Here is a 20,815-nt window from a genome sequence, read left to right as displayed (position 1 = left end):
AATCCTTCCCCGGGCCACCACCCGCGCCCCCTACCCCCGCGTCAGCGACAGCAGGTCTCTCGCCGGTCCCGTCGGCCGATGCCCCGTGGGCCATACCGCCCGCAGGTCCCGCGCCAGTGACACGTCCTCCACCGGGATCCTCACCAGACGCCGCATCGCCAGCTCCTCCCCCACGGCCAGCTCACTCAGCACCGCCGGCCCCGCTCCGCTCACCGCCGCCGCCTTCACCGCGGTCGTGGAGGAGAGCTCGATCAGCGGACGGGCCAGGCCGCCCAGCGCCGCGTCCAGAACCTGCCGCGTGCCGGAGCCCTTCTCACGCAGGATCAAGGCCGTCGCCGCCAGCTCCGACGCCGCGAGCGCACGCCGCCGCCGCGCCCAGGCATGTGCCGGCGCCGCGACGACGATCAGACGGTCGTGGGCGATGACCGCGGAGTCCAGCCCCGTCGGCACCGTCAGCCCCTCCACGAAGCCCAGGTCCGCCTCGTCCGCCAGCAACCGCTCCGCCACCGCCGCCGAGTTGCCCGCGAGCAGCGACACCGCCGTGTCCGGCCGCTGGGCGCGCAGCGCCAGGAGCCAGCCGGGCAGCAGGTACTCCGCGATGGTCATGCTCGCCGCGACACGGAGACGGGAGTCCCTGCGGTGCCGCAGCGCCTGCGCCCCCGCGTCGAAGGCCTCCGCCGCCTCCACGACCCGCCGCGCCCAGTCCGTCACCAGCGCACCGGCGTCGGTGAGCCGGGAGCCACGGGGCGAGCGATCCACCAGTGCGACTCCCAGCTGGCGTTCCATCGAGCGGATCCGGCTGCTGGCGGCGGGCTGGGTGATCCCGAGCTCCCGGGCAGCCCCGCCGAGACTGCCCAGCCGCGCCACCGCCAGCAGCAGTTCCAGTGCCCCGAGATCCGGCACCCGGTGCGCGAGGGAACCACCGGCCGGCCGAGACACATCCATCGCCCCTGCCCGCACCTCCGCGCTACCCATAACCCCAGCTTATGCCCTCACCGTGCGCGGGCCGGTCAGCGGTGCGCCGCACGCAGTGCCTCGCCGAGCACCCGTGGCGCCTCGGTCAGTGAGGGGCCGTACCACGTCAGGTGCCGTCCGCTCACGAGTGCGCAGGGCAGGCCGGGGAAGGCCTCCGGGCCGTCGTCCGGCGAGAAGCGGTAGGGCTCGTCCGGGAGGACCGCCAGGTCCGGGGCGGCCGCGCGGAGCTCGTCCAGCGGGATCCTCGGGTAGCGGTCGGCGTGGTGCGCGTACAGGTGGTCGACGCCCAGGCGGGCGAGGACGTCGCCCGCGAAGGTGTCCCGGCCCAGCACCATCCACGGCCGGCGCCAGACGGGTACGACCGCCGTCCTGCGGGACTGCGGTTCCTCGAGAGCCGACCAGGTCTCCTCGGCCTCGTCCAGCCAGCGCGGACGGGCCGCCGCCCCGCACGCCTCCAGCACCCGCGCCAGTTCACCGAAGGCCTGCGGCACGGTACGCACCTCGGTCACCAGCACCTCGATGCCCGCCCCACGCAGGGCGGTCAGGTCCGGCTCGCGGTTCTCCTCCTCGTTGGCGATCACCAGGTCGGGAGCGAGCGAGACGATCCGTTCGAGCTTGGGGTTCTTGGTGCCGCCGACGCGGACGACGTCGAGGTCCGCCGGGTGGGTGCACCAGTCCGTGGCCCCGACGAGGGCGCCGGGCAACGTCGTGGCCACGGCCTCGGTCAGGGAGGGGACGAGGGCGACGACACGCACCACCGCTGCCGGTCCTCTCACCGCCGCCGGCGGTCCCGTACGGCCTCGATGTGCTCCGCCACCGCGACGATCACCACCCGGGTGTCCGGCACGGTCGCGCGCCAGCGGTGGCGGACCCCGCCCGTGAGGTACAGCGTGTCGCCGCGGCCGAGCCGGTAGGCGCGGCCCTCCGCCTCGATCTCCACGCCGCCGTCGGCGACGTACATCAACTGGTCGTTGCGGTACTGGAATTCACGGCCTGCGTCGTGGTCGCCGGTGAACTCCGAGGCGTGCATCTGATGGTGACCGCGCACCAGGGAGCGGGACCGGGGCTCGGGCCCCGTCTCCGGGTCCTCGGCGCGGACGACGTCGACGCTGCATGCCGGGTCTGCGGCGGCGAGCAGTTCGACCGCGGTGGTGCGCAGGGCGTCGGCGACCTTTTCGAGGGAGCTGCGGCTGGGGCGCGCGCGGTCGTTCTCGACCTGGCTCAGGAAGGGGACCGACAGGCCGCTGCGCTCGGCGACGACCGCGAGGGTGAGCTCCAGGGCCCGGCGGCGCCGCCGCACGGCCGCGCCCACCCGCAGGGGCTGTTCTTTGTGGTCGCCCATCGCTCCGGCTCCCTCCTTCGCCCGACGGTCCGCGGTCCGCTGTCTGTGCGCCGCCCGGCCGGCGCGCACTCCTCCTGATGAGTTCTCTGCACCCTACGCATGTTCTGCAAACCGTTTCATGCGCCCGTCACATCGACGCCACACGGCGTGGGGCCCGACCCCACAGTTCGCGCCAGTGGATCACCTGCTCCGACATGCCGGAAGCGCATTCCTCCGTCGGGACGAACCTACCGGCCCGCGGAGCCAAGGGTGCGGGCACTGACCCTCGCTCATCACGAGAGCCTCCCGCTACCGTTCAATGCGCGCGCGATCGGCGATGTTCCCACACCTTCCGCGGGCCCGAATGGCCTGGTCGGGGCAGCGAGTTGGCGGGCACCCGCGCAGGGTGCCGGGTGGTGGCCACCGGGTTCCGCTCCATGACCGTGGACTGCCGCAAGCTCGGGACATGAGGTAGCTCTGTGTGGTTGGCCGGATCCTTTTCGTAGAAGGATGTCTCAGGTCCTGCGTCGGCTTCCCGCCCGAAGAGTGACGGCCGACGCCGTACGGCATGATGCGTGGCGTGACCGGACGACTCATGCTTCTCGACACCGCCTCGCTCTACTTCCGCGCCTACTTCGGCGTCCCGGAGTCCGTGAAGGCGCCGGACGGCACCCCGGTGAACGCCGTACGCGGGCTGCTGGAATTCATCGACCGCCTGGTCAGGGACCACCAGCCGGACCAGCTGGTGGCGTGCATGGACGCCGACTGGCGTCCGAAGTGGCGGGTCCAGCTGATCCCCTCCTACAAGTCGCACCGGGTGGCCGAGGTGCACGAGGTGGGGCCGGACGAGGAGGAGGTCCCGGACACGCTCTCGCCGCAGGTGCCGGTGATCGAGGACGTTCTGGACGCGCTCGGCATCGCGCGCGTGGGGGTCGAGGGGTACGAGGCGGACGACGTGATCGGCACGTTCACCGCCCGGGCACAGGGTCCGGTCGACATCGTCACCGGCGACCGCGACCTGTACCAGCTGGTGGACGACGCACGCGGGGTTCGTGTGCTGTACCCGCTGAAGGGCGTGGGCACGCTGCAGGTCACCGACGAGGCGGTGCTGCGCGAGAAGTATGGGGTCGACGGCCGTGGGTACGCGGATCTGGCGCTGCTGCGCGGCGACCCGAGCGACGGCCTGCCGGGCGTGCCCGGCATCGGCGAGAAGACGGCGGCCAAGCTGCTGGCGGAGTTCGGCGACCTCGCCGGAATCATGGCGGCGGTCGACGACCCGAAGGCGAAGCTCTCGCCGGCGCAGCGCAAGCGGCTCGACGAGGCGCGGCCGTACGTGGCGGTGGCACCGACGGTCGTCCGGGTCGCCGACGACGTCCCGCTGCCGGACGTGGACACGGCGCTGCCGCACGCGCCGCGCGACCCGGCGGCGCTGGACGGGCTGGCGGTCCGCTGGGGGCTGGGCGGGTCGCTGCGGCGGCTGCTGGCCACACTGTCCGCGTAATCATTGTTCCTGCTGGGAGGAATGACATCCCCGACGCCCGGAAGTCATCCTCTTTTCAAAGGGTTCGCAAACGTCTCCTGAGGGCGGCGTCAGGCACGGCGGGGGTGCTAACTTAGGTAAACCTAACCATGGAATTGGGAGGCCCGTCATGGGAGAACGTCCGGCACGGAAGCCGAGGAAGCCCCATTCCGCGCGGGTCGTCCGCACCGAACGGCTGACCCCGCACATGCAGCGCGTGGTGCTCGGCGGCGAGAGTCTGGCCGGGTTCTCGGCCGACACGTGCACCGACCACTATGTGAAGCTGCTGTTCGGCCCGGAGGGCGTGACCTATCCGGAGCCGTTCGACCTGGAGCGGATCCGTGCCGAGTTCCCCCGGGAGCACTGGCCCGTGACCCGGACGTACACCGTGCGCGCCTGGGACCCCGAGCACCGTGAACTGAGCCTGGACTTCGTGATCCACGGCGACGAGGGCCTTGCAGGGCCGTGGGCGGCGCGCGTCCAGCCGGGCGAGACCGTCCGTTTCATGGGGCCCGGCGGCGCCTACGCCCCCGACCTGAGCGCGGACTGGCATCTGCTGGCCGGTGACGAGAGCGCGCTGCCCGCGATCGCCCGCGCCCTCGAGTCGCTGCCCTCCGGGGCGGTGGCGCACGCTTTCGTGGAGGTCGCCGGGCCCGAGGAGGAGCAGAAGATCGACTCCGACGTGGAGGTCGTCTGGCTGCACCGCGGCGACCGGCCCATCGGTGAGGCACTGGTCGAGGCCGTACGGGCACTGGAGTTCCCGGAGGGCCGGGTGCACGCCTTCGTCCACGGCGAGGCGCACTTCGTGAAGGAGCTGCGCCAGTTGCTGCGGTGCGACGTCGAGATCCCGCGCGAGGACCTGTCGATCTCCGGCTACTGGCGGCTGGGCCACAACGAGGACGGGTGGCAGGCGTCGAAGCGGGACTGGAACGCACGCGTGGAGGCGGAGCAGGAGGGTGCGGCGCCCGCCGCGTGAACGACGGTCGAGGCGGCCCGCGCGTGTCGTGCGGGCCGCCTTTCCGCACCGGCCGCTGCTGGGCCTCCCTCACACCGCCCGCTGGTACGACCGGAACGTCCGCGTCGACAGCCACACCGCCGCCACCGCGAGCGCCAGCAGCGCACCGCCCCGGCTGAGCACGTCACCCCAGTCGGGCCGGCCGGACATGGCGGAACGGCCCGCCACCATGGCCCAGTTCAGCGGGTTGAAGTCGGCGGCGTGCCGTATCCAGCCGGGCATCTGGGACGGCGCCATGAAGGCACTGGACAGGAACGTCAGCGGCAGCAGCAGGAAGGTGTTGATGCCGATGATCGACTCCCGCTCCCGCACCAGCATGCCGAGGGCGTTGGACAGCGCCCCGAAGACCGTGCCCAGCAGCACCGACGCCACGACCAGGATCACGATGCCGCCGGCACCGCCCGGGTAGTCGGCGCCGCCCAGCCGCCCGAGCAGCACGATGATCACCGACTGCCCCGCGGTGACCAGGCCGTTGTACACGACGTTGCCGTTCATCAGGGCGGCCCGGCCGACGGGTGTGGTCAGGAAGCGGTTGAGCGTGCCGCGCTGGATCTCCTCCAGCGTGCCCATGCCGGCCCACATGTTGGAGCTGAGCGCGCTCATCACCACCACGCCCGGCACGAGGTAGTCGAGGTAGGACGTGGTGCCGAAACCGCCGAGCTCCACGACCTTCCTGAAGAGCTGGCCGAACAGGAACAGCCAGATCACCGGCTGGATCAGGGTGATGACCGCGTAGGCGGGCTGCCGTGCGAACACCATGAGTTGACGTTGCGTCATGTACCAGGTCTGGGTGACGGCCGTGCTCATCGCGCACCTCCCGCGACGGCGAGGGCGGGGGTGTCGGCGTTCCGTGCCTCGGTGTCCGCCTCGGCGTAACGGCGGCCCGCGTAACGCAGGTAGACGTCGTCGAGGGAGGGACGGGCGACGGTCGCGGTGGCGACACCGACGCCGGCCCGCTCCAGGGTGCCGAGCAGGGCGGGCAGGGCGGTGGCCCCGTCCTCGGCCCGGGCGCTGACACGGCGGCCGTCGAACAGCACCTCGTGCACGCCGGGCAGCCCGCGCAGGGCACCGCCGAGCAGCGTCCGGCCGGCCTCGTGGAGCGTCTCGCGCAGCTCCACATGGACGGCGTCGCCGCGAAGTTCGCCCTTGAGGGCGTCGGGGGATCCCGCCACGACGACCCGGCCGCGGTCGACGATGGCGATGCGCTCGGCGAGCCGGTCGGCCTCCTCGAGGTAGTGCGTGGTGAGCAGGATGGTGAGGCCCTCCTCGCCGGCGAGGCGGCCGATCTCGTCCCACATCGCGGTGCGCGCCTCCGGGTCGAGGCCGGTGGTGGGCTCGTCGAGGAAGAGCACTTCGGGACGGTGCACCAGGCCGAGGGCCACGTCGAGGCGGCGCCGCATACCGCCGGAGTAGCCCTTGACCGGGCGCCGGGCGGCTTCGGTGAGGGTGAACCGCTCGAGGAGCTCGGCCACCCGCCTGTTGAGGGCGGCACCCTTCAAGCCGTAGAGCCTGCCCTGGAGTTGGAGATTCTCGCGGCCGGTGGCGACGGGGTCGGCACCGGAGTTCTGGGCGACGACGCCGATCGCGCGCCGCACCCGGTCCGGGTGGCGCAGCACGTCGTGCCCGGCGACCGTGGCCGTTCCGGAATCGGGGCGGGCCAGGGTGGTGAGGATCTTGACGGTGGTGGACTTGCCGGCGCCGTTGGGACCGAGGAGGCCGAAGACGGTGCCGGTCTCGACGGTGACGTCCATGCCGTTCAGGGCGGTGATGTCACCGGGGTAGGTCTTGGTCAGTTGACGCGCCTCGACCGCGGGCGCACGGGTAGTGCTCATGACGGTGCTCTCCTGTGTGAGCGGAAACGACGACTGATCCGCGTGAGGAGCACCGGGCTATCCTGGGTGTGCCGCACCTCGATCGCCCGGAACCGCCTCCACGGCGGATTCCGTTCGGGGTTCGAGACCCTGGCGGGGCTGCTGCAACAGTCCTGCCGGGGTCGTTTTCGTCAGACGAACTCCGGTGGCAGCTCCCCCGTCTCGTGGAAGTGCCGCCACCCCTCGACGCCCGGCAGCGAGCCCGTCCTGATCTCCTCCAGGAAACCGCGGACCCACTCCGTCTGCGCCTCGACCATGTGCAGCTCGTACTCGGTCTCGACGAGGAAGATCCGCGGCAGCGTTTCGTGGAGCTTGTTCAGCGCTCCCCGCGCGCTCGCCACCTGCACCTCCAGCGTCGTGAGCCGCTCCTCCAGCAGCCGCACCACCTCGTCGGGAGGCAGCGCGCCCATCAGTGAGAGGGCGGTCTCGAAGATCGGGTACTCCTTCGCCGGGACGGCGATGAGGTCCGACAGCCACTCGGACATCTCCTCGCGACCGGCCTCGGTGACCCCGTACACCGTGCGCTCGGGGCGATTGCCCTCCCGCTCCACGTCGGTGACCTCGACGAAGCCGTGCTTCTGGAGGTTCTGCACGACGGTGTACAGCGAACCGTAGTTGATCTTCAGGCTGGCGTCCTTGCCCTGGGCGCGCAGCGTCTGGGCGATCTCGTACGGATGCATCGGCCTCTGCCAGAGCGTCGTCAGCACGGCGAGCGCGAGCGGATTGCTCAGCTTGCGGCGTCTCACCGCCATGACGATCACCCCGTCTCCGAATATCCGTAACCGAACATATCGCGACCATTCCTCGAGCGCAATACACACGATGTATCGCGTTTGGATCCGATCCGCAAGGGCGTGAGGACTTGGGCCCGCCCTGGACACGACGGCGTGACGCACCCGAAACAGCCCGTCCCTAATTTCTGTCGCCCGACAGGAATTCGCGCTCAAGGCAGGTGCCGCCGTGACGACAACCTCCCCCGCCGACGTACGTCCCGACCCGCCGCACTCCCCCGACGACCGCTCCCTCGCCGAGTTCGGCTACCGCCAGGAACTGCACCGCAGCCTGGGCCGGTACGCCTCGTTCGCGGCCGGGTTCTCCTTCATCTCCGTCCTGACGACCGTCTTCCAGTTCTTCGCCTTCGGGTACGCCTTCGGCGGCCCCGTCTTCTTCTGGGCCTGGCCGGCGGTGCTGGTCGGACAGCTCCTGGTCGCCGCCTGTTTCGCGGAGCTGGCCGCGCGCTATCCGATCTCGGGCGCGATCTACCAGTGGTCGTCGCGCCTGTCGAACGTCACCTTCGGCTGGTTCGCCGGCTGGATCATGGTGATCGGCCAGATCGTGGTGGTCGCGGCGGCGGCGCTGGCGCTGCAGATGGTGCTCCCGGCGATCTGGTCGGGCTTCCAGCTGATCGGCACCGACCCGGCGCCGACGTCGGCGGACGGCGCGGCCAACGCGGCACTGCTGGGTGTGATCCTTCTGGCGCTGACGACGCTCGTGAACGTCCTCGACAACCGCGTGATGTCCGTGATCAACCGGGTCGGCGTGACCGCGGAGATCATCGGCGCGGCCCTGATCGCCGTCCTCCTGCTGACCCACTCCGAACGCTCCCCCTCGATCACCTTCCACACCGAAGGGGCGGCCCAGAGCGGCCTGTTCGGCGCGCTGGCGGTGGGCTCGTTCACGGCGGCGTACGTGATGATCGGCTTCGACAGCGCGGGCGAGATGAGCGAGGAGACACACCACCCGCGGCGCACCGCGCCCCGCACGATCCTCACCGCGCTGGGCGCGGCGGGCCTGCTCGGCGGTCTGATCGTCCTGGGCGGCCTGCTCGCGGCGCCCAGCCTGGCCGACGGCCATCTGGCGGTCGACGGACTGAGCTACGTCCTCACCAGCAGCCTGGGCGACGGGGTCGGCAAGGCGCTCCTGGCCGACGTGGTGGTGGCGATCGCGGTGGCGACCCTCGCCATCCAGACGGCGGCCTGCCGGATGCTGTTCTCCATGGCTCGCGACGGCGAACTCCCCTTGGCCCGCCGCCTCGCCAGGGTCAACCCGCGCACGGGCATGCCGAACGCCCCGGCCCTCGTGGTGGGCGTCCTCGCGGCGGCCCTGCTCCTTCTGAACTTCGCCTCCCCGGAGGCGTTCCTGGCGATCGGCACGACCTGCATCGTGATGCTCTACCTCGCGTACGCGATGGTCACGGGCCCGCTGCTGCTGCGCCGTCTGCGCGGGCGGTTCACCGCCGAGGGCACGGACGAGACGGGCGCTCCCCTCTTCTCCCTCGGCCGCTGGGGCGTCCCCGTCAACGCCCTCGCCCTCCTCTACGGCCTGCTCATGACCGTCAACCTGTCCTGGCCGCGGGCCGCGGTGTACGACCCGGCGGGCGGGCACTGGTACTTCCAGTGGTTCACCGTGCTGTTCCTGACCGCGACGGTGGTGGCGGGCGTGGCCTACCGGGCGTACCGGAGGCGTACGGCGGTTGCGGCGACCGTGCCGGAGGCGGCGGCCGTGTAGGTCGTCCACCACACCGCCTGCGACCGGTCGGCGCCGGCCGCAGGCACCCGCACCGTAGGCTTGAGCCCGATGCGTCGCCGTACCCCTCCCCCGCCCTCCCCCCTGCCGCAGCGCGACGGGGTGGACCCGGTGCGGGTGCGGCTGCCGGGGCAGGGGGCGTGGGCCACCGTGCGGGAGCATCTGGTGGAGCGGCTGTCGGGGGCGGGCGCCGGGGTCGTCGAGGGAATGTTCGACGCGGGGCTGGTCGTCGGGGCGGACGGGCGGGCGGTGGCGCCGGACGCGCCGTACGTGCCGGGAATGTTCGTGTGGTTCCACCGGGAGCTGCCCGCCGAGGCGCGGGTGCCGTTCCCGCTGGAGGTCGTGTACCGCGACGCGCACATCGTCGTCGTCGACAAGCCGCACTTCCTGGCCACCACCCCGCGCGGCAGCCACATCACGGAGACGGCGCTCGCGCGGCTCCGGCGCGAGCTGGGCGTCCCTGAGCTCGGTGCCGCGCACCGGCTCGACCGGCTCACCGCGGGGCTTGTTCTGTTCACGGTGCGGCCGCGGGAGCGCGGCGCGTACCAGACGTTGTTCCGCGACCGGCGGGTGCGCAAGGAGTACGAGGCCGTCGCCCCGTACGATCCCTCGCTCGCCCTGCCGAGGACCGTGCGCAGCCGGATCGTGAAGGAGCGCGGGGAGCTGACCGCCCGTGAGGTCGAGGGCGAGCCCAACGCGGTCAGCCGGGTCGAGCTGGTCGAGCACCGCGCGGACGGGCTCGCCCGGTACCGGCTGGTGCCGGGCACCGGGCAGACCCATCAGCTGCGGGTGCACATGAACGCGCTGGGCGTGCCGATCCTCGGCGATCCGCTCTACCCCGTGGTGGCCGGCCCCGTGCCGGCCGGTGACTTCCGCCGCCCGCTGCAACTGCTGGCGCGGACGCTGGAGTTCACCGATCCGGTCACGGGGGTGGCACACCGGTTCCGGAGCACGAGGCCGCTCGGCGCCTGGTCCTCGTATCAGGAGTGGTCCGGTCGGTGACCGCGCCACCAGCGCAGGAAGCGCCGCCACCCCCTCGGCGCGCGGGCCGGTTCCGGTGCCTGCGCGGGTTCCTGCGGCGGGGCTGCCGGCCCGGGGTCGGCGGGAACCTCGGCCGCGGGCTGCGGCTCGGGCTTGTCGCTCACGGGCCAGGCGGGCCGATGCTGCGGGACCGGGGCGTAGGACGGTGCCTGCGACACGTCCTCCTGCTCGCTCGGCGAGAACCGCACCGGCAGTGCCACCAGGTGGCGTGAGGCGATCGATGCGCGCCACTCCAACTCGTCCTCGTCGCAGTCGAGTTGGACGTCGGGCAGCCGTGTCAGCAGTGCGTCGACACCGGTGTCGGCGATGGCACGGCCGATGTCCTGGCCGGGGCATTCGTGCGGGCCGCCGCCGAAGGCGAGGTGGGAGCGGTTGCCCTGCATGTGGGCCGTCGGATCGGGACGCATCCGCGGGTCGACGTTGCCCGGCGCGGCCCCGAAGAGCAGTCCGTCGCCCTGGCGGATGCGCTGTCCGCCCAGCTCCGTGTCCTGTTTGGCGAAGTAGCCGAGGACGGCGCTGATCGGCGGCTCGTCCCACAGGGACTGCTCCACCGCCTCGGGTACCGTCATCTGCCCGCCGTTGAGCTGGGCGCGGAAGCGCGGGTCGGTGAGGACCACGCGCAGCACGTTGGCGATGAGGTTGGCCGTGGACTCGTACGCGGCGATCAGCACGACCCGCAGGTGCTGGCCGACCTCCTCGTCGGTGAGCTGCGCGGGATGGTTGATGAGGTGGCTGGTGAAGTCGTCCTCCGGCCGGTCGCGGCGCCGGGCGGTGAGCCGCATCAGGGCGTCCATGATGTAGGCGTTGCTGGCGATCGCGGTCTCGGTGCCCTTCAGCATGTCGCGGGCGGCCTGCACGATCCGGTCGTTGTACTCGTCGGCCATGCCGAGGACTTCGCACATCACCGCCATGGGCAGGTGCTCGGCGAACTGGCCGACGAAATCGGCCCGGCCCGTTTCGCAGAACCGGTTGACCAGGACCTGGGTGTAGCGGTTGATGTGGCGCCGCAGACCGCGGTAGTCGATGGTCGACATGGCTCCGGTGACCGCGCCGCGCAGGCGCAGGTGCTCGTCGCCCTCGACGTGGGAGCAGATCGGCTGCCAGGCGATGTGCGGCATCAGCGGGTGGTCGGGCTTGACCGTGCCGTCGAGCAGCTGGGTCCAGATGCGTGAGTCCCGACTGAACTGTGCGGGCGTGCGCAGCATGTGCGTGTTCTCGGCGTGCCCGAGGACGACCCACATCGGCACGTCCTCGTGGATCAGGACGGGCGCCACGGGTCCGTGCTCCTCCCGGAGTTGCTCGTAGAGGTCGCCCAGGTCCGCCGCGTCGGGGCCGTAGAGCCGGCGCAGCCCCTCGGGGCCGCGGCCGTGCGCGGGACAGCCGGGTGGCGGTTCGGTGGTGAGGTCGTCCGTGTCGGTCGCGGAGTGGGGTTCAGGCGTCACAGGGTCGCTCCGAAGCTGTGCTGGTTCTGGGGGTTGGGGCGTATGGGGGGTGGGGTTCAGGTGAGGCTGCCGGACGTCGTCATGGAGTGCAGGAACCGCATCAGCGTCATCAGCACGTCCCGGCTGGAGGCACGGCGCCGGGCGTCGCACTCCATGATCGGGATGTCGGGTGCCAGGTCGAGTGCCGAGCGCAGGTCCTCGATGGGGTAACGGGGCCCGCCGGGGAAGGTGTTGACGGCGACCACGAAGGGGACGCCGCGTTCCTCGAGGCGGCCCATGACGTCGAAGCTGACCTCGAGGCGGCGGGTGTCGACCAGGACGACCGCGCCCAGTGCGCCTTCGAAGAGCCCGTTCCACAGGAACCAGAAGCGTTGCTGGCCGGGTGTGCCGAAGAGGTACAGCACGAGCTCTTCCGTGATGCGGATGCGGCCGAAGTCCATCGCCACGGTCGTGGCGGTCTTGGACTCGGAGCCGTAGTTGTCGTCGACCCCGACGCCGGCCTGGGTCATGGTCTCCTCGGTGGTCAGCGGTCTGATCTCGCTGACCGAGCCGACCATGGTCGTCTTGCCGACACCGAAGCCGCCCACGATCACGATCTTCGCCGCCGTCTGCGTCGTGTGCGGCAGCTGGTCCTCGGTCCGTGGGCCGGGGATCGTGTCAGAGCCTTTGAAGTCCATGCATCACCGCTTCGAGAAGGGAACGGTCGAGGTTCTGCCGGCGGACGATCGGGGCGCGCACCTGCACCAGGTCGGCCGCCAGCATCTCCGTGAGCAGCACGGTCATCGCGCTGAACGGCAGAGTGAGGTAGGCCGACAGCTCGGCCACCGACAGCGGGGCGGTGCACAGCCGGAGGACCGCCGACTGCTCAGGGGGGGCGGACGAGGGCGGGTCGGCCTGCGCCACGATCAGCGCGACCAGGTCGAGGGGAGCGCGCTCGCCGTCCGGGCCCGTGATGACGTACAGCCGCTCGGGTTGCTTTCCGTCCTCCTCCTTCTCCTTGCCGGTGGGGGGCGGCGGGGGCGGTTGTTCCTCGGGTTGGCGCCGTCGGCGTTGCGGAGGAGTCATACGGTCTGCCCGTTCCGCCGGGGCGGACTGGTCAGATGCGCGCCGATCCGGACGACGAGGTCGCGCATGCTGGCGCTCATCCGGCTGGGTTCGCAGGTGACGTCGGCGAGCACCGCGAGGTAGGCGTTGGCACCGGCGGCCATGAGATAGAAGTAGCCGCCGTTCATCTCGATGACGACCAGTTTCATGTCGCCGTCGGTGGTCGGGATCTCCTGGGCGACGGCACCCGCGAGGCTCTGCAGGCCCGCGCAGGCCGCGGCGACGCGGTCGGCTGCGTCGGGGTCACCTGCGTAGCGGGCGATGCGCAGACCGTCCGCCGAGAGCACCACGATCATCTCGACGCCCGGTACGCCGTCGTAGAGCTCCTTGAGCATCCAGTCGAAGTTGGCTCGCTGCTGGATCACTTGAGGTCCCCCTCGTCGTCGGCCTCGGTTCGGGCCGGATCGTTGATCAGGTGCAGATATGCGGTCGGATTCCGCGTGAAGTCGGTCGGGTCCGGGCCCGGGTTGTCCTTCTTGAGCCCCTCCCAGAAGGCGTCGACCCACAGCCCCGGTTCACGGTCGTCCTTCTTGGGCTCGGGCTCGGGTTCGGGGTGGGCCTGCGCGAAGGGGTCCGGCTTGCCCTCGGCCGCCGCACGTTCGGCGGCGGCCGCCTCGGCGTACCGCTGGCTGAGCGGGATCTTCATCCGGCTGCGGCGCTGTGGGAGCCCCTTGTCGGTCCACTCGGTGACCTCGGGGATGTCGTCCTCCAGGGACACTGTGGCGGGGATGCGCGGGCTGGTGGGGCGGCGCTTCTTGGGCGGCCGCTTGGGGCCTTCGACCGCGTCGGGCCCGACCGTGGGCAGAGCGGTGGCGCCGATGCCGTGGGCGAATCCGGGCGCCGGATCGGAGGTGACCATGACGCTGGGGATGACCAGGACGGCGCGGACACCGCCGTAGGCGGAGGTGCGCAGCGAGATCTGCATGTTGTACGCCGAGCACAGGCGGCCGACCACCGCCAGGCCCAGGCGCGGGGTGTCGCCGAGTTCCTGCAGGTCGACGCCGGCCTTGGCCGCCTCCAGCATGCCCTCGGCCTTGGCGCGGGCCTCCTCGTTGAGGCTGACGCCGGCGTCCTCGATCTCGATGGCGATGCCGGTCTGCACCTCGGTCGCGGTGACGTGCACCTTGGACTTCGGGGGCGAGTAGCGGCAGGCGTTGTCGAGGAGTTCGGCGGCCGCGTGGATGACCGGCTCGACGGAGATGCCGCGGATGTTGACCTTGGCGATGGAGTCCAGCGAGATGCGGCCGTACTCCAGGATCCGGGACATGGCGCCGCGCAGCACGCTGTACAGCGGCACCGGCTCGGGCCAGCTGCGGCCGGGGCGCCCGCCGCCCAGCACGGCGACGGTGTCGGCGAGGCGGCCGATCAGGGCGGTGCCGTGGTCGATGCGCAGGAGGTCGTCGAAGACCTCGGGGTTGCGGCCGTGGTCCTCCTCCATCTCCCGGAGTTCCTTGGCCTGCTGGTGGACGATCGCCTGGACGCGGCGGGCGACGCTGACGAAGGAGCGCTGGGCCGAGTCGCGCAGGGCCTCCTCGCGGTCGACGATCTTGAGGACGGTCTTGATCACCTCGTGATGCCCGTCCGGGAGGTCGCGGAATTCGGGGTCTTCCAGGCTGAGGAGGCGCATCACCTGCCCGGGGGAGTCTCCGCCGCGCATTCGCTGCAGGGCAGCGGGGAGGAAGTCCATGGCGAGGCGCATGCTCTCCTGGTCGCGCTCCGCGAGCCGCCGTTCCAGATACGCGGTGTGACGGGCATGGTCCGCACGCATGATCCGCAGCTGCCGGCCGCGGCGGATCGCCTCGGCTCCCGCCGTGATCACCAGGAGGGTGGCGGCGCCTCCGCACACGCCGACGGCGAGCCGGGCGGGTTCCGTCACGAGGGCGACGGCGGCCCCGGTCGCCGCGGCCATCAGTATCGCGGGCAGCAACAGTGCGCGTGTGTAGGGGAGTTCACGGCGTCCGGGTGGGGATTGAACACTCACCATGTGGGCCCTCTGAAAGGAATCGGCTGGGGTTCGGGGGACTTGCAGACGGGTACGTCACATAACGGATGGGATCTTCGGAATATTTGGGAACAAGCGCACGAATCCGCCTCAACTCGGTGCGCCGCGGGCGAGCTTAGTCCGACCGGATCATCGCCATGTCATATTCAGCAAGCACCTGAAAACGCCCTCAGGGCAGGAGTACGCTCGGCCCATTTACACGCTGAGGCTTCATTCGAACACAATCAGTAATGACGTACGGGCGTGCGAAAATAACTCACCGTGACGGGTGAAGGAGGCGCGGTTCGCCTCTCAGACCCCTGCGATGCGCAGGGCCGCGTCGGCGGTGGCCCTGGCGAACTCCGAGACGGGGCGGTCGGGTTCCGACCGGTGCACGAGGATGACGCCCTCGATCAGACCGAACACCAGGTCCGTCCGCAGATCCAGCTCGCTCTTGGCGAGGGCCCCACCCGCGGGCGTCGCGGCGAGCAACTGCCGGTAGGCGTCCTTGAGTTCGGCGCGTACGGCATGGAATCCGGCGAACCGCTCGGTGCGCACCTCGGGCAGCAGATACAGCCCGCCCAGGTTGTGCGGCCCGCCGCACAGCAGCTCCACATCGGTCCGGCACAGCTGCCACAGCCGCCGCCCGGCGGGCGTCGCGTCGTCCGCGAGCAGCTCGCGGGCACAGGTCAGCGAGGGCGTGACCGTGGACTCCAGGAGCTCGGCGAGCAGCTCCTCCTTGCCGGAGACGTAGTGGTACATGGACGCCTGCCGCATGCCCGCGCGCTCCGCGACGGCCCGGGTGGTGGTGGCCGCGTACCCGCGGGTGGTGAACAACTCCGCGGCGGCCGCGAGCAGTTCGTCACGCGGCTGCAGTCCGCTGTCGGGCCGCCGCGCGGCTCGCGGCCGGCCGACCCGACGCCCGTTGCCCGTCCCCATGTGTTCGATCCTCGCACACAGCCCGGCCCGGCGATCTCCGTGAGGGCTCGGTAACCCTCGGGCAACACCTCGGCAATGCCCGCGACCTGAGTCCCACCTAATTTCTGTCGGGCGACAGAAATGACACCGCAGCCGGAGGTCCCGCGATGGCGACAGCGACCACTTACGGAGCCCGTGCCCATGCGCGCGCCCAGGAGGGCACCCGCGCCGAGGCCATGCCCGTCGTCCCGGCCGGCAACTGGCCCGCTCCGCCCTGCGAGGCGGGCCATCTGGTGTGGGCCGAGACGGTGGCGGGCGGCAACTACACGCACCGCGTCCTGGCGCGCGGTACGGAGCTGCGCCTGACCGATCTGCGCGGCGACGCCTGCGCGCACCTGCTCCTGTACGCGGCCGACCGCCCCTGGGAGCGGCTGAACGTCGCCGACACCGTCAAGGTCCAGTGGAACGCCTACCTCGGCGAGGGCGTGCTGCTCCTGTCCGACCAGGGACGTGTCCTCGCCTCTGTGGTCGCCGACACCTCCGGACGGCACGACGCCCTGTGCGGCACCTCCACCCTCGTACGCAACACCGGGCGCTACGGCGACGGCACCCCGCAGTCCCCGTCCCCCGCGGGCCGCGAGCTGTTCAAGCTGGCGGCCGCGAAGAACGGCCTCGAGGCGCGTGACCTGCCGCCGTCGCTGTCCTTCTTCCAGGGCGTGGAGGTACGTGACGACGGCACCCTCGACTTCACGGGTTCGGCCGGCCCCGCAGGCAGTGTGACCCTGCGCGCCGAGCAGGACCTGACCGTACTGATCGCCAACGTGCCGCATCCGGCCGATCCCCGGCCCGAGTACGTCAGCACGCCGCTCGAGGTGCTCGCCTGGCGCGCCACCCCGACCCAGCCGGGCGATCCGTTGTGGGACGCCACGCCCGAAGGCCGCCGCGCCTTCCTCAACACCGCCGAATTCCTTGCCTCGAGGGGGCTCGTGTGAAGACCGTGGTTCCGGCCCGCGCGGCCTGGTCGTCCGTGATCGGCACCGGCCGGACGCTCACCATCACCGACCTGCACGGCAACCAGGCCGTCGACTTCCTCGTCTACGACGCCCACGACACGTCCGTCCGCTACAGCGCGCCCGACACGATCCACGCGCAGGGCGGCATCTTCCTCACCACGGGCAGCGTGCTGATGTCCAACGAGCACACCCCGCTGATGACCGTCGTCGCGGACCAGGTGGGCCGGCACGACACGGTCGGCGGCGCCTGCTCCAAGGAGTCCAACACGCTCCGGTACGGCCATCACACCTGGTCGCAGCACGCCTGCGTGGACAACTTCCTCGCCGAGGGCGCCAAGTACGGCCTCGGCAAGCGCGACCTCGTCTCCAACATCAACTGGTACATGAACGTGCCCGTCGAGAAGGACGGCACCCTCGGCATCGTCGACGGCCTCTCGGCGCCGGGTCTCTCCCTGACCCTGCGCGCCGAGCGCGACGTCCTCGTCCTCGTCTCCAACTGCCCCCAGATCAACAACCCCTGCAACGGCTTCGAGCCCACGGCGGTGGAGATGACGATCGGGGCCGCCGGATGACCTTCGACACGCTCCTCGTCGCCAACCGCGGCGAGATAGCCGTCCGCGTCATCCGCACGGCCCGCGAACTCGGCCTGCGCACGGTCGCCGTGTACTCCGACCCCGACCGCGGCGCACCGCACGTCCGGCTCGCCGACGAGGCGGTGCGGCTCGGCCCGGCGCCCGCGAAGGAGTCGTACCTCGACGCGGACCTCGTCCTGAAGGCGGCCAAGGACACGGGCGCGGGCGCCATCCACCCCGGCTACGGCTTCCTGTCCGAGGACGCTGCCTTCGCACGGCGCTGCGAGGACGCCGGGATCGTGTTCGTGGGCCCGACACCCGGGCAGCTGGAGCTGTTCGGCGCCAAGCACACGGCGCGGGCGGCGGCCGAGGCGGCGGGGGTTCCGCTGGCGCCGGGGACAGGCCTGCTGGCCTCGCTCGACCAGGCGCTCGAGGCGGCGACGGCCATCGGCTTTCCCGTCATGCTCAAGGCCACTGGTGGTGGCGGCGGTATCGGCATGTCGGCATGTCGTTCCATCGATGAACTGACCGAGGCATGGGAGCGCGTGCAGCGCGTCGCCGCCGCGTCCTTCTCATCCGCCGGCGTGTTCCTGGAACGCCTCGTCGAGCACGCCCGCCACGTCGAGGTGCAGGTCTTCGGCGACGGCGAGGGCGGGGTCGTCTCCTTCGGCGACCGCGACTGCTCCCTCCAGCGCCGCAACCAGAAGGTCCTGGAGGAGGCCCCCGCCCCGGGGCTCCCCGTCCATGTGCGGCAACAACTCACCACGTCCGCACGCCACTTGTGCGCCTCGGTGGCCTACCGCTCCGCCGGAACCGTCGAGTTCGTGTACGACGCCGCCCGCGAGGAGGCGTACTTCCTCGAGGTCAACACCCGCCTCCAGGTGGAGCATCCGGTCACCGAGGAGATCTACGGCGTCGACCTGGTCGCCTGGATGCTGCGTCTGGCCCGCGGCGACCGGGACGTCGTGCGCGACCCGGGCACCCCACGCGGTCACGCCGTCGAGGCCCGTCTCTACGCCGAGGACCCCTCGCGCGAACACAGGCCGAGCGCGGGCCTGTTGACGCGGGTGGAGTTCCCGGGCGGGGTACGCGTCGACGGCTGGGTGGAGACGGGCACCGAGGTGACGACGTCGTACGACCCGATGCTCGCGAAGGTGATCGCGTACGGCCGTGACCGTGCCCATGCGCTGCGGCGCCTGGACGAGGCGCTGGCCCGCACCCGCGTGGACGGCATCGAGACGAACCTGGGCCTGGTGCGGGCGGCACTGGCGGACTCTCGTTTCGCGGCGGCGACCCACTCGACGGCGACCCTGGCCGAGGTGCACGACCCGACACCCCGCATCGAGGTGGTCTCCGGTGGGACGCTCACCACCGTGCAGGACTGGCCCGGCCGTACCGGCTACTGGCAGGTCGGGGTGCCGCCGTGCGGTCCGATGGACGACCTGTCGTTCCGGCTGGGCAACCGGGCGCTCGGCAACCGCGAGGGGGCACCCGGCCTGGAGTGCACGCTCCAGGGCCCGTCGCTGCGGTTCACCCACGCCACGACCGTGTGTGTGACGGGCGCCCCGGCCGAGGTCACCGTCGACGGCACGACGGTCCCGCAGTGGGAGCCGGTGACCGTCCCCGCCGGGTCCCTGCTGGAGGTCGGCACCCCCTCCGAACACGGCCTGCGGACGTACGTGCTGATGGCCGGCGGTCTCGACGTGCCGGCGTTCCTGGGCAGCACGAGCACCTTCACGCCGGGCGGGTTCGGCGGGCACGGCGGGCGTGCGCTGCGCACGGGTGACGTCCTGCACGGCGGCACGGTGACCGCCTCCGGTACCACCGTGCCCGTGCCGGACCGCCCGGCCTTCGGTCCCACATGGCGCGTGGGCGCCGTCGAAGGGCCGCACGCCGCCCCGGAGTTCTTCACCGAGGACGACATCCGCGACTTCTACGCCGCCGACTGGAAGGTCCACTTCAACTCGGCGCGCACCGGCGTACGGCTGCTCGGGCCGAAGCCGCGCTGGGCGCGCACCGACGGCGGTGAGGCGGGTCTGCACCCGTCCAACATCCACGACACCCCGTACTCCGTCGGCGCCGTCGACTACACGGGCGACATGCCCGTGCTCCTCGGCCCGGACGGCCCCTCCCTCGGCGGGTTCGTGTGCCCGGCGACGGTGCTGAGCACCGAGCGCTGGAAGCTGGGCCAGCTGCGCCCGGGCGACTCGGTGCGCTTCGTGCCGGTCGACGTGACAGGTGAGCCACGGCCCGCGATCGTGGACGGGGGCGTGCTGGCCCGGGACGGCGACGTGACGTACCGCCGCGGCGGTGACGACAACCTGCTCGTCGAGTTCGGCCCGATGCAGCTGGACCTCGCGCTGCGGATGCGTGTGCACGCGCTGATGGAGGCGGTGACCGAGGCACATCTGGACGGGGTCACCGACCTCACCCCAGGCATCCGCTCCCTCCAGGTCCAGACTGACCCGAACCGCCTGCCCCAGAACGAACTTCTGGCCTTGATAAGGGAGTTGACGGCTTCGCTGCCGCCCACGGACCAGCTGGTGGTCCCCTCCCGGACCGTCCACCTCCCCCTCTCCTGGGACGACCCCGCGACCCGCGAGGCGATCGCCCGCTACATGGCGGGCGTCCGCGACGACGCCCCCTGGTGTCCGTGGAACATCGAGTTCATCCGCCGCGTCAACGGCCTGGAGTCCGTGCAGGACGTGTACCGCACGGTCTTCGACGCGGAGTACCTGGTCCTGGGCCTGGGCGACGTCTACCTCGGCGCCCCGGTGGCCACCCCCCTGGACCCGCGCCACCGCCTGGTGACGACCAAGTACAACCCGGCACGCACCTGGACGGCCGAGAACTCGGTCGGTATCGGCGGGGCCTATCTCTGCGTCTACGGCATGGAGGGGCCGGGCGGCTACCAGTTCGTGGGCCGTACGACCCAGGTGTGGTCGGGATGGCAGCAGCGTGGCGCGTTCGAACCGGGGTCGCCGTGGCTGCTGCGGTTCTTCGACCGGATCCGGTGGCATCCGGTGGACGCGGACGAGTTGCTGGAACTGCGGGCCGACATCACGTCCGGGCGTTTCGTGCCGCGCATCGAGGAGGGCACCTTCTCGCTCGCCGCGTACGAGGCCTTCCTCGCCGAACACGCCGATTCCATAACGGAGTTCAGGTCCGGGCAGCAGGCCGCCTTCGCGGCGGAGCGGGACGCGTGGGAGGCGGCGGGCGAGTTCGCGCGTGCGGAGGCGGCCGCGGCGCCGGCCGCTCCCCCGCCCTCGGTGACGGTCCCGCCGGGCGGCCGGCTGGTCGAGGCCGAGTTCGCGGCGTCCGTCTGGCAGGTGAACGTCTCCCCGGGCGACGAGGTGGCGGCCGGGCAGCCGCTGCTGGCCCTGGAGGCGATGAAGATGGAGTCCAGGGTGCACGCGCCCGCCGACGGCGTGGTGGCGGAGATCCTGGCCCGGCCCGGCGACCAGGTGGAGGCGGGGACGGCACTGCTCGTCCTGGCCCCGGCGGCGAACTGAAACCC

General features: G+C 71.5%; 19 protein-coding genes. 7 read left to right on the top strand and 12 right to left on the bottom strand.

The genetic code is table 11. The annotated features are described in order from the left end of the window. Nucleotides 1-30: 30 nt before the first annotated feature. The 3 genes from ABZO29_RS36045 to ABZO29_RS36035 form a co-directional block, all read right to left on the bottom strand. The gene (locus tag ABZO29_RS36045; RefSeq protein ID WP_367324391.1) at nt 31-945 is read right to left on the bottom strand and encodes a LysR family transcriptional regulator; all 915 of its coding nucleotides are present in this window, start codon (nt 943-945) and stop codon (nt 31-33) included. A 65-nt stretch (nt 946-1,010) separates the two neighbouring features. Then, on the bottom strand, nt 1,011-1,730 hold the full coding sequence (locus tag ABZO29_RS36040; protein ID WP_367326332.1) for a helical backbone metal receptor: 720 nt from the start codon (nt 1,728-1,730) through the stop codon (nt 1,011-1,013). A gap of 17 nt (nt 1,731-1,747) precedes the next feature. Beyond that, on the bottom strand, nt 1,748-2,317 hold the full coding sequence (locus ABZO29_RS36035; RefSeq protein WP_367324390.1) for a helix-turn-helix domain-containing protein: 570 nt from the start codon (nt 2,315-2,317) through the stop codon (nt 1,748-1,750). Nucleotides 2,318-2,867: 550 nt separating this feature from the next. Between ABZO29_RS36035 and ABZO29_RS36030 the strand changes: the two genes are divergently transcribed. Continuing rightward, nucleotides 2,868-3,797, top strand: a complete 930-nt coding sequence (locus ABZO29_RS36030; protein WP_367326331.1) for a 5'-3' exonuclease H3TH domain-containing protein — start codon at nt 2,868-2,870, stop codon at nt 3,795-3,797. Nucleotides 3,798-3,945: 148 nt separating this feature from the next. Further along, nucleotides 3,946-4,791 carry a siderophore-interacting protein gene (locus ABZO29_RS36025; RefSeq protein ID WP_367324389.1) on the top strand — a complete coding sequence of 282 codons (846 nt, stop codon included), beginning with the start codon at nt 3,946-3,948 and terminating at the stop codon, nt 4,789-4,791. Nucleotides 4,792-4,860: 69 nt separating this feature from the next. On the opposite strand, the gene ABZO29_RS36020 is transcribed toward ABZO29_RS36025, so the two are convergent. From ABZO29_RS36020 to ABZO29_RS36010, 3 genes are all read right to left on the bottom strand, one after another. Next, the gene (locus ABZO29_RS36020) at nt 4,861-5,637 is read right to left on the bottom strand and encodes an ABC transporter permease (RefSeq protein ID WP_367324388.1); all 777 of its coding nucleotides are present in this window, start codon (nt 5,635-5,637) and stop codon (nt 4,861-4,863) included. Next, a complete protein-coding gene (locus ABZO29_RS36015; protein ID WP_367324387.1) occupies nt 5,634-6,662 on the bottom strand; it encodes an ATP-binding cassette domain-containing protein in 1,029 nt (342 codons plus the stop codon). The genes ABZO29_RS36020 and ABZO29_RS36015 overlap by 4 nt, the downstream gene beginning before the upstream one ends. Nucleotides 6,663-6,832: 170 nt before the next feature. Continuing rightward, nucleotides 6,833-7,453 carry a PadR family transcriptional regulator gene (locus ABZO29_RS36010; RefSeq protein ID WP_367324386.1) on the bottom strand — a complete coding sequence of 207 codons (621 nt, stop codon included), beginning with the start codon at nt 7,451-7,453 and terminating at the stop codon, nt 6,833-6,835. Nucleotides 7,454-7,661: 208 nt separating this feature from the next. Between ABZO29_RS36010 and ABZO29_RS36005 the strand changes: the two genes are divergently transcribed. Together ABZO29_RS36005 and ABZO29_RS36000 are read left to right on the top strand one after the other, a co-directional pair. Further along, nucleotides 7,662-9,209, top strand: a complete 1,548-nt coding sequence (locus ABZO29_RS36005) for an amino acid permease (protein WP_367324385.1) — start codon at nt 7,662-7,664, stop codon at nt 9,207-9,209. 69 nt (nt 9,210-9,278) lie between these two features. Further along, on the top strand, nt 9,279-10,229 hold the full coding sequence (locus ABZO29_RS36000) for an RluA family pseudouridine synthase (RefSeq protein ID WP_367324384.1): 951 nt from the start codon (nt 9,279-9,281) through the stop codon (nt 10,227-10,229). Here ABZO29_RS36000 and ABZO29_RS35995 read toward each other — a convergent pair. The 6 genes from ABZO29_RS35995 to ABZO29_RS35970 form a co-directional block, all read right to left on the bottom strand. Further along, nucleotides 10,208-11,710, bottom strand: a complete 1,503-nt coding sequence (locus tag ABZO29_RS35995) for a cytochrome P450 (protein ID WP_367324383.1) — start codon at nt 11,708-11,710, stop codon at nt 10,208-10,210. The two genes, ABZO29_RS36000 and ABZO29_RS35995, sit on opposite strands and share 22 nt — an antisense overlap. Nucleotides 11,711-11,766: 56 nt before the next feature. Further along, complete coding sequence (locus ABZO29_RS35990) at nt 11,767-12,387, bottom strand: ATP/GTP-binding protein (RefSeq protein ID WP_367324382.1); 621 nt, start codon at nt 12,385-12,387, stop codon at nt 11,767-11,769. Continuing rightward, nucleotides 12,368-12,775, bottom strand: coding sequence for a DUF742 domain-containing protein (locus ABZO29_RS35985; RefSeq protein ID WP_367324381.1), 408 nt, complete (start codon nt 12,773-12,775; stop codon nt 12,368-12,370). Before ABZO29_RS35985 ends, ABZO29_RS35990 begins: the two co-directional genes overlap by 20 nt. Next, nucleotides 12,772-13,179: a roadblock/LC7 domain-containing protein gene (locus tag ABZO29_RS35980; protein ID WP_367324380.1), complete on the bottom strand. Its 408-nt coding sequence runs from the start codon at nt 13,177-13,179 to the stop codon at nt 12,772-12,774. Before ABZO29_RS35980 ends, ABZO29_RS35985 begins: the two co-directional genes overlap by 4 nt. Next, the gene (locus ABZO29_RS35975) at nt 13,176-14,798 is read right to left on the bottom strand and encodes a sensor histidine kinase (protein WP_367324379.1); all 1,623 of its coding nucleotides are present in this window, start codon (nt 14,796-14,798) and stop codon (nt 13,176-13,178) included. The genes ABZO29_RS35980 and ABZO29_RS35975 overlap by 4 nt, the downstream gene beginning before the upstream one ends. Nucleotides 14,799-15,107: 309 nt before the next feature. Continuing rightward, a complete protein-coding gene (locus tag ABZO29_RS35970) occupies nt 15,108-15,734 on the bottom strand; it encodes a TetR/AcrR family transcriptional regulator (RefSeq protein WP_367324378.1) in 627 nt (208 codons plus the stop codon). 146 nt (nt 15,735-15,880) lie between these two features. Between ABZO29_RS35970 and ABZO29_RS35965 the strand changes: the two genes are divergently transcribed. From ABZO29_RS35965 to ABZO29_RS35955, 3 genes are read left to right on the top strand one after another with little or no spacing between them, the layout of a single operon-like run. Continuing rightward, complete coding sequence (locus ABZO29_RS35965; protein WP_367324377.1) at nt 15,881-16,705, top strand: urea amidolyase associated protein UAAP1; 825 nt, start codon at nt 15,881-15,883, stop codon at nt 16,703-16,705. Next, a complete protein-coding gene (locus ABZO29_RS35960; RefSeq protein ID WP_367324376.1) occupies nt 16,702-17,298 on the top strand; it encodes an urea amidolyase associated protein UAAP2 in 597 nt (198 codons plus the stop codon). Before ABZO29_RS35965 ends, ABZO29_RS35960 begins: the two co-directional genes overlap by 4 nt. Further along, complete coding sequence (locus tag ABZO29_RS35955) at nt 17,295-20,810, top strand: 5-oxoprolinase/urea amidolyase family protein (RefSeq protein ID WP_367324375.1); 3,516 nt, start codon at nt 17,295-17,297, stop codon at nt 20,808-20,810. The genes ABZO29_RS35960 and ABZO29_RS35955 overlap by 4 nt, the downstream gene beginning before the upstream one ends. Nucleotides 20,811-20,815 lie beyond the last annotated feature (5 nt).

This window comes from Streptomyces sp. HUAS ZL42 (assembly GCF_040782645.1).
Lineage (GTDB): Bacteria > Actinomycetota > Actinomycetes > Streptomycetales > Streptomycetaceae > Streptomyces.
This window is presented reverse-complemented; position numbering and strand designations above follow the sequence as displayed.

Bases quoted from the DNA above. Each gene is read 5' to 3' on its own strand.
- ABZO29_RS36015 (WP_367324387.1), bottom strand. From the start codon at position 6,662: ATGAGCACTACCCGTGCGCCCGCGGTCGAGGCGCGTCAACTGACCAAG.
- ABZO29_RS35985 (WP_367324381.1), bottom strand. From the start codon at position 12,775: ATGACTCCTCCGCAACGCCGACGGCGCCAACCCGAGGAACAACCGCCC.
- ABZO29_RS36035 (WP_367324390.1), bottom strand. From the start codon at position 2,317: ATGGGCGACCACAAAGAACAGCCCCTGCGGGTGGGCGCGGCCGTGCGG.
- ABZO29_RS35965 (WP_367324377.1), top strand. From the start codon at position 15,881: ATGGCGACAGCGACCACTTACGGAGCCCGTGCCCATGCGCGCGCCCAG.
- ABZO29_RS35975 (WP_367324379.1), bottom strand. From the start codon at position 14,798: ATGGTGAGTGTTCAATCCCCACCCGGACGCCGTGAACTCCCCTACACA.
- ABZO29_RS35990 (WP_367324382.1), bottom strand. From the start codon at position 12,387: ATGGACTTCAAAGGCTCTGACACGATCCCCGGCCCACGGACCGAGGAC.
- ABZO29_RS36000 (WP_367324384.1), top strand. From the start codon at position 9,279: ATGCGTCGCCGTACCCCTCCCCCGCCCTCCCCCCTGCCGCAGCGCGAC.
- ABZO29_RS36010 (WP_367324386.1), bottom strand. From the start codon at position 7,453: ATGGCGGTGAGACGCCGCAAGCTGAGCAATCCGCTCGCGCTCGCCGTG.
- ABZO29_RS36030 (WP_367326331.1), top strand. From the start codon at position 2,868: ATGCGTGGCGTGACCGGACGACTCATGCTTCTCGACACCGCCTCGCTC.
- ABZO29_RS36020 (WP_367324388.1), bottom strand. From the start codon at position 5,637: ATGAGCACGGCCGTCACCCAGACCTGGTACATGACGCAACGTCAACTC.
- ABZO29_RS35955 (WP_367324375.1), top strand. From the start codon at position 17,295: ATGACCTTCGACACGCTCCTCGTCGCCAACCGCGGCGAGATAGCCGTC.
- ABZO29_RS35970 (WP_367324378.1), bottom strand. From the start codon at position 15,734: ATGGGGACGGGCAACGGGCGTCGGGTCGGCCGGCCGCGAGCCGCGCGG.
- ABZO29_RS36025 (WP_367324389.1), top strand. From the start codon at position 3,946: ATGGGAGAACGTCCGGCACGGAAGCCGAGGAAGCCCCATTCCGCGCGG.
- ABZO29_RS36045 (WP_367324391.1), bottom strand. From the start codon at position 945: ATGGATGTGTCTCGGCCGGCCGGTGGTTCCCTCGCGCACCGGGTGCCG.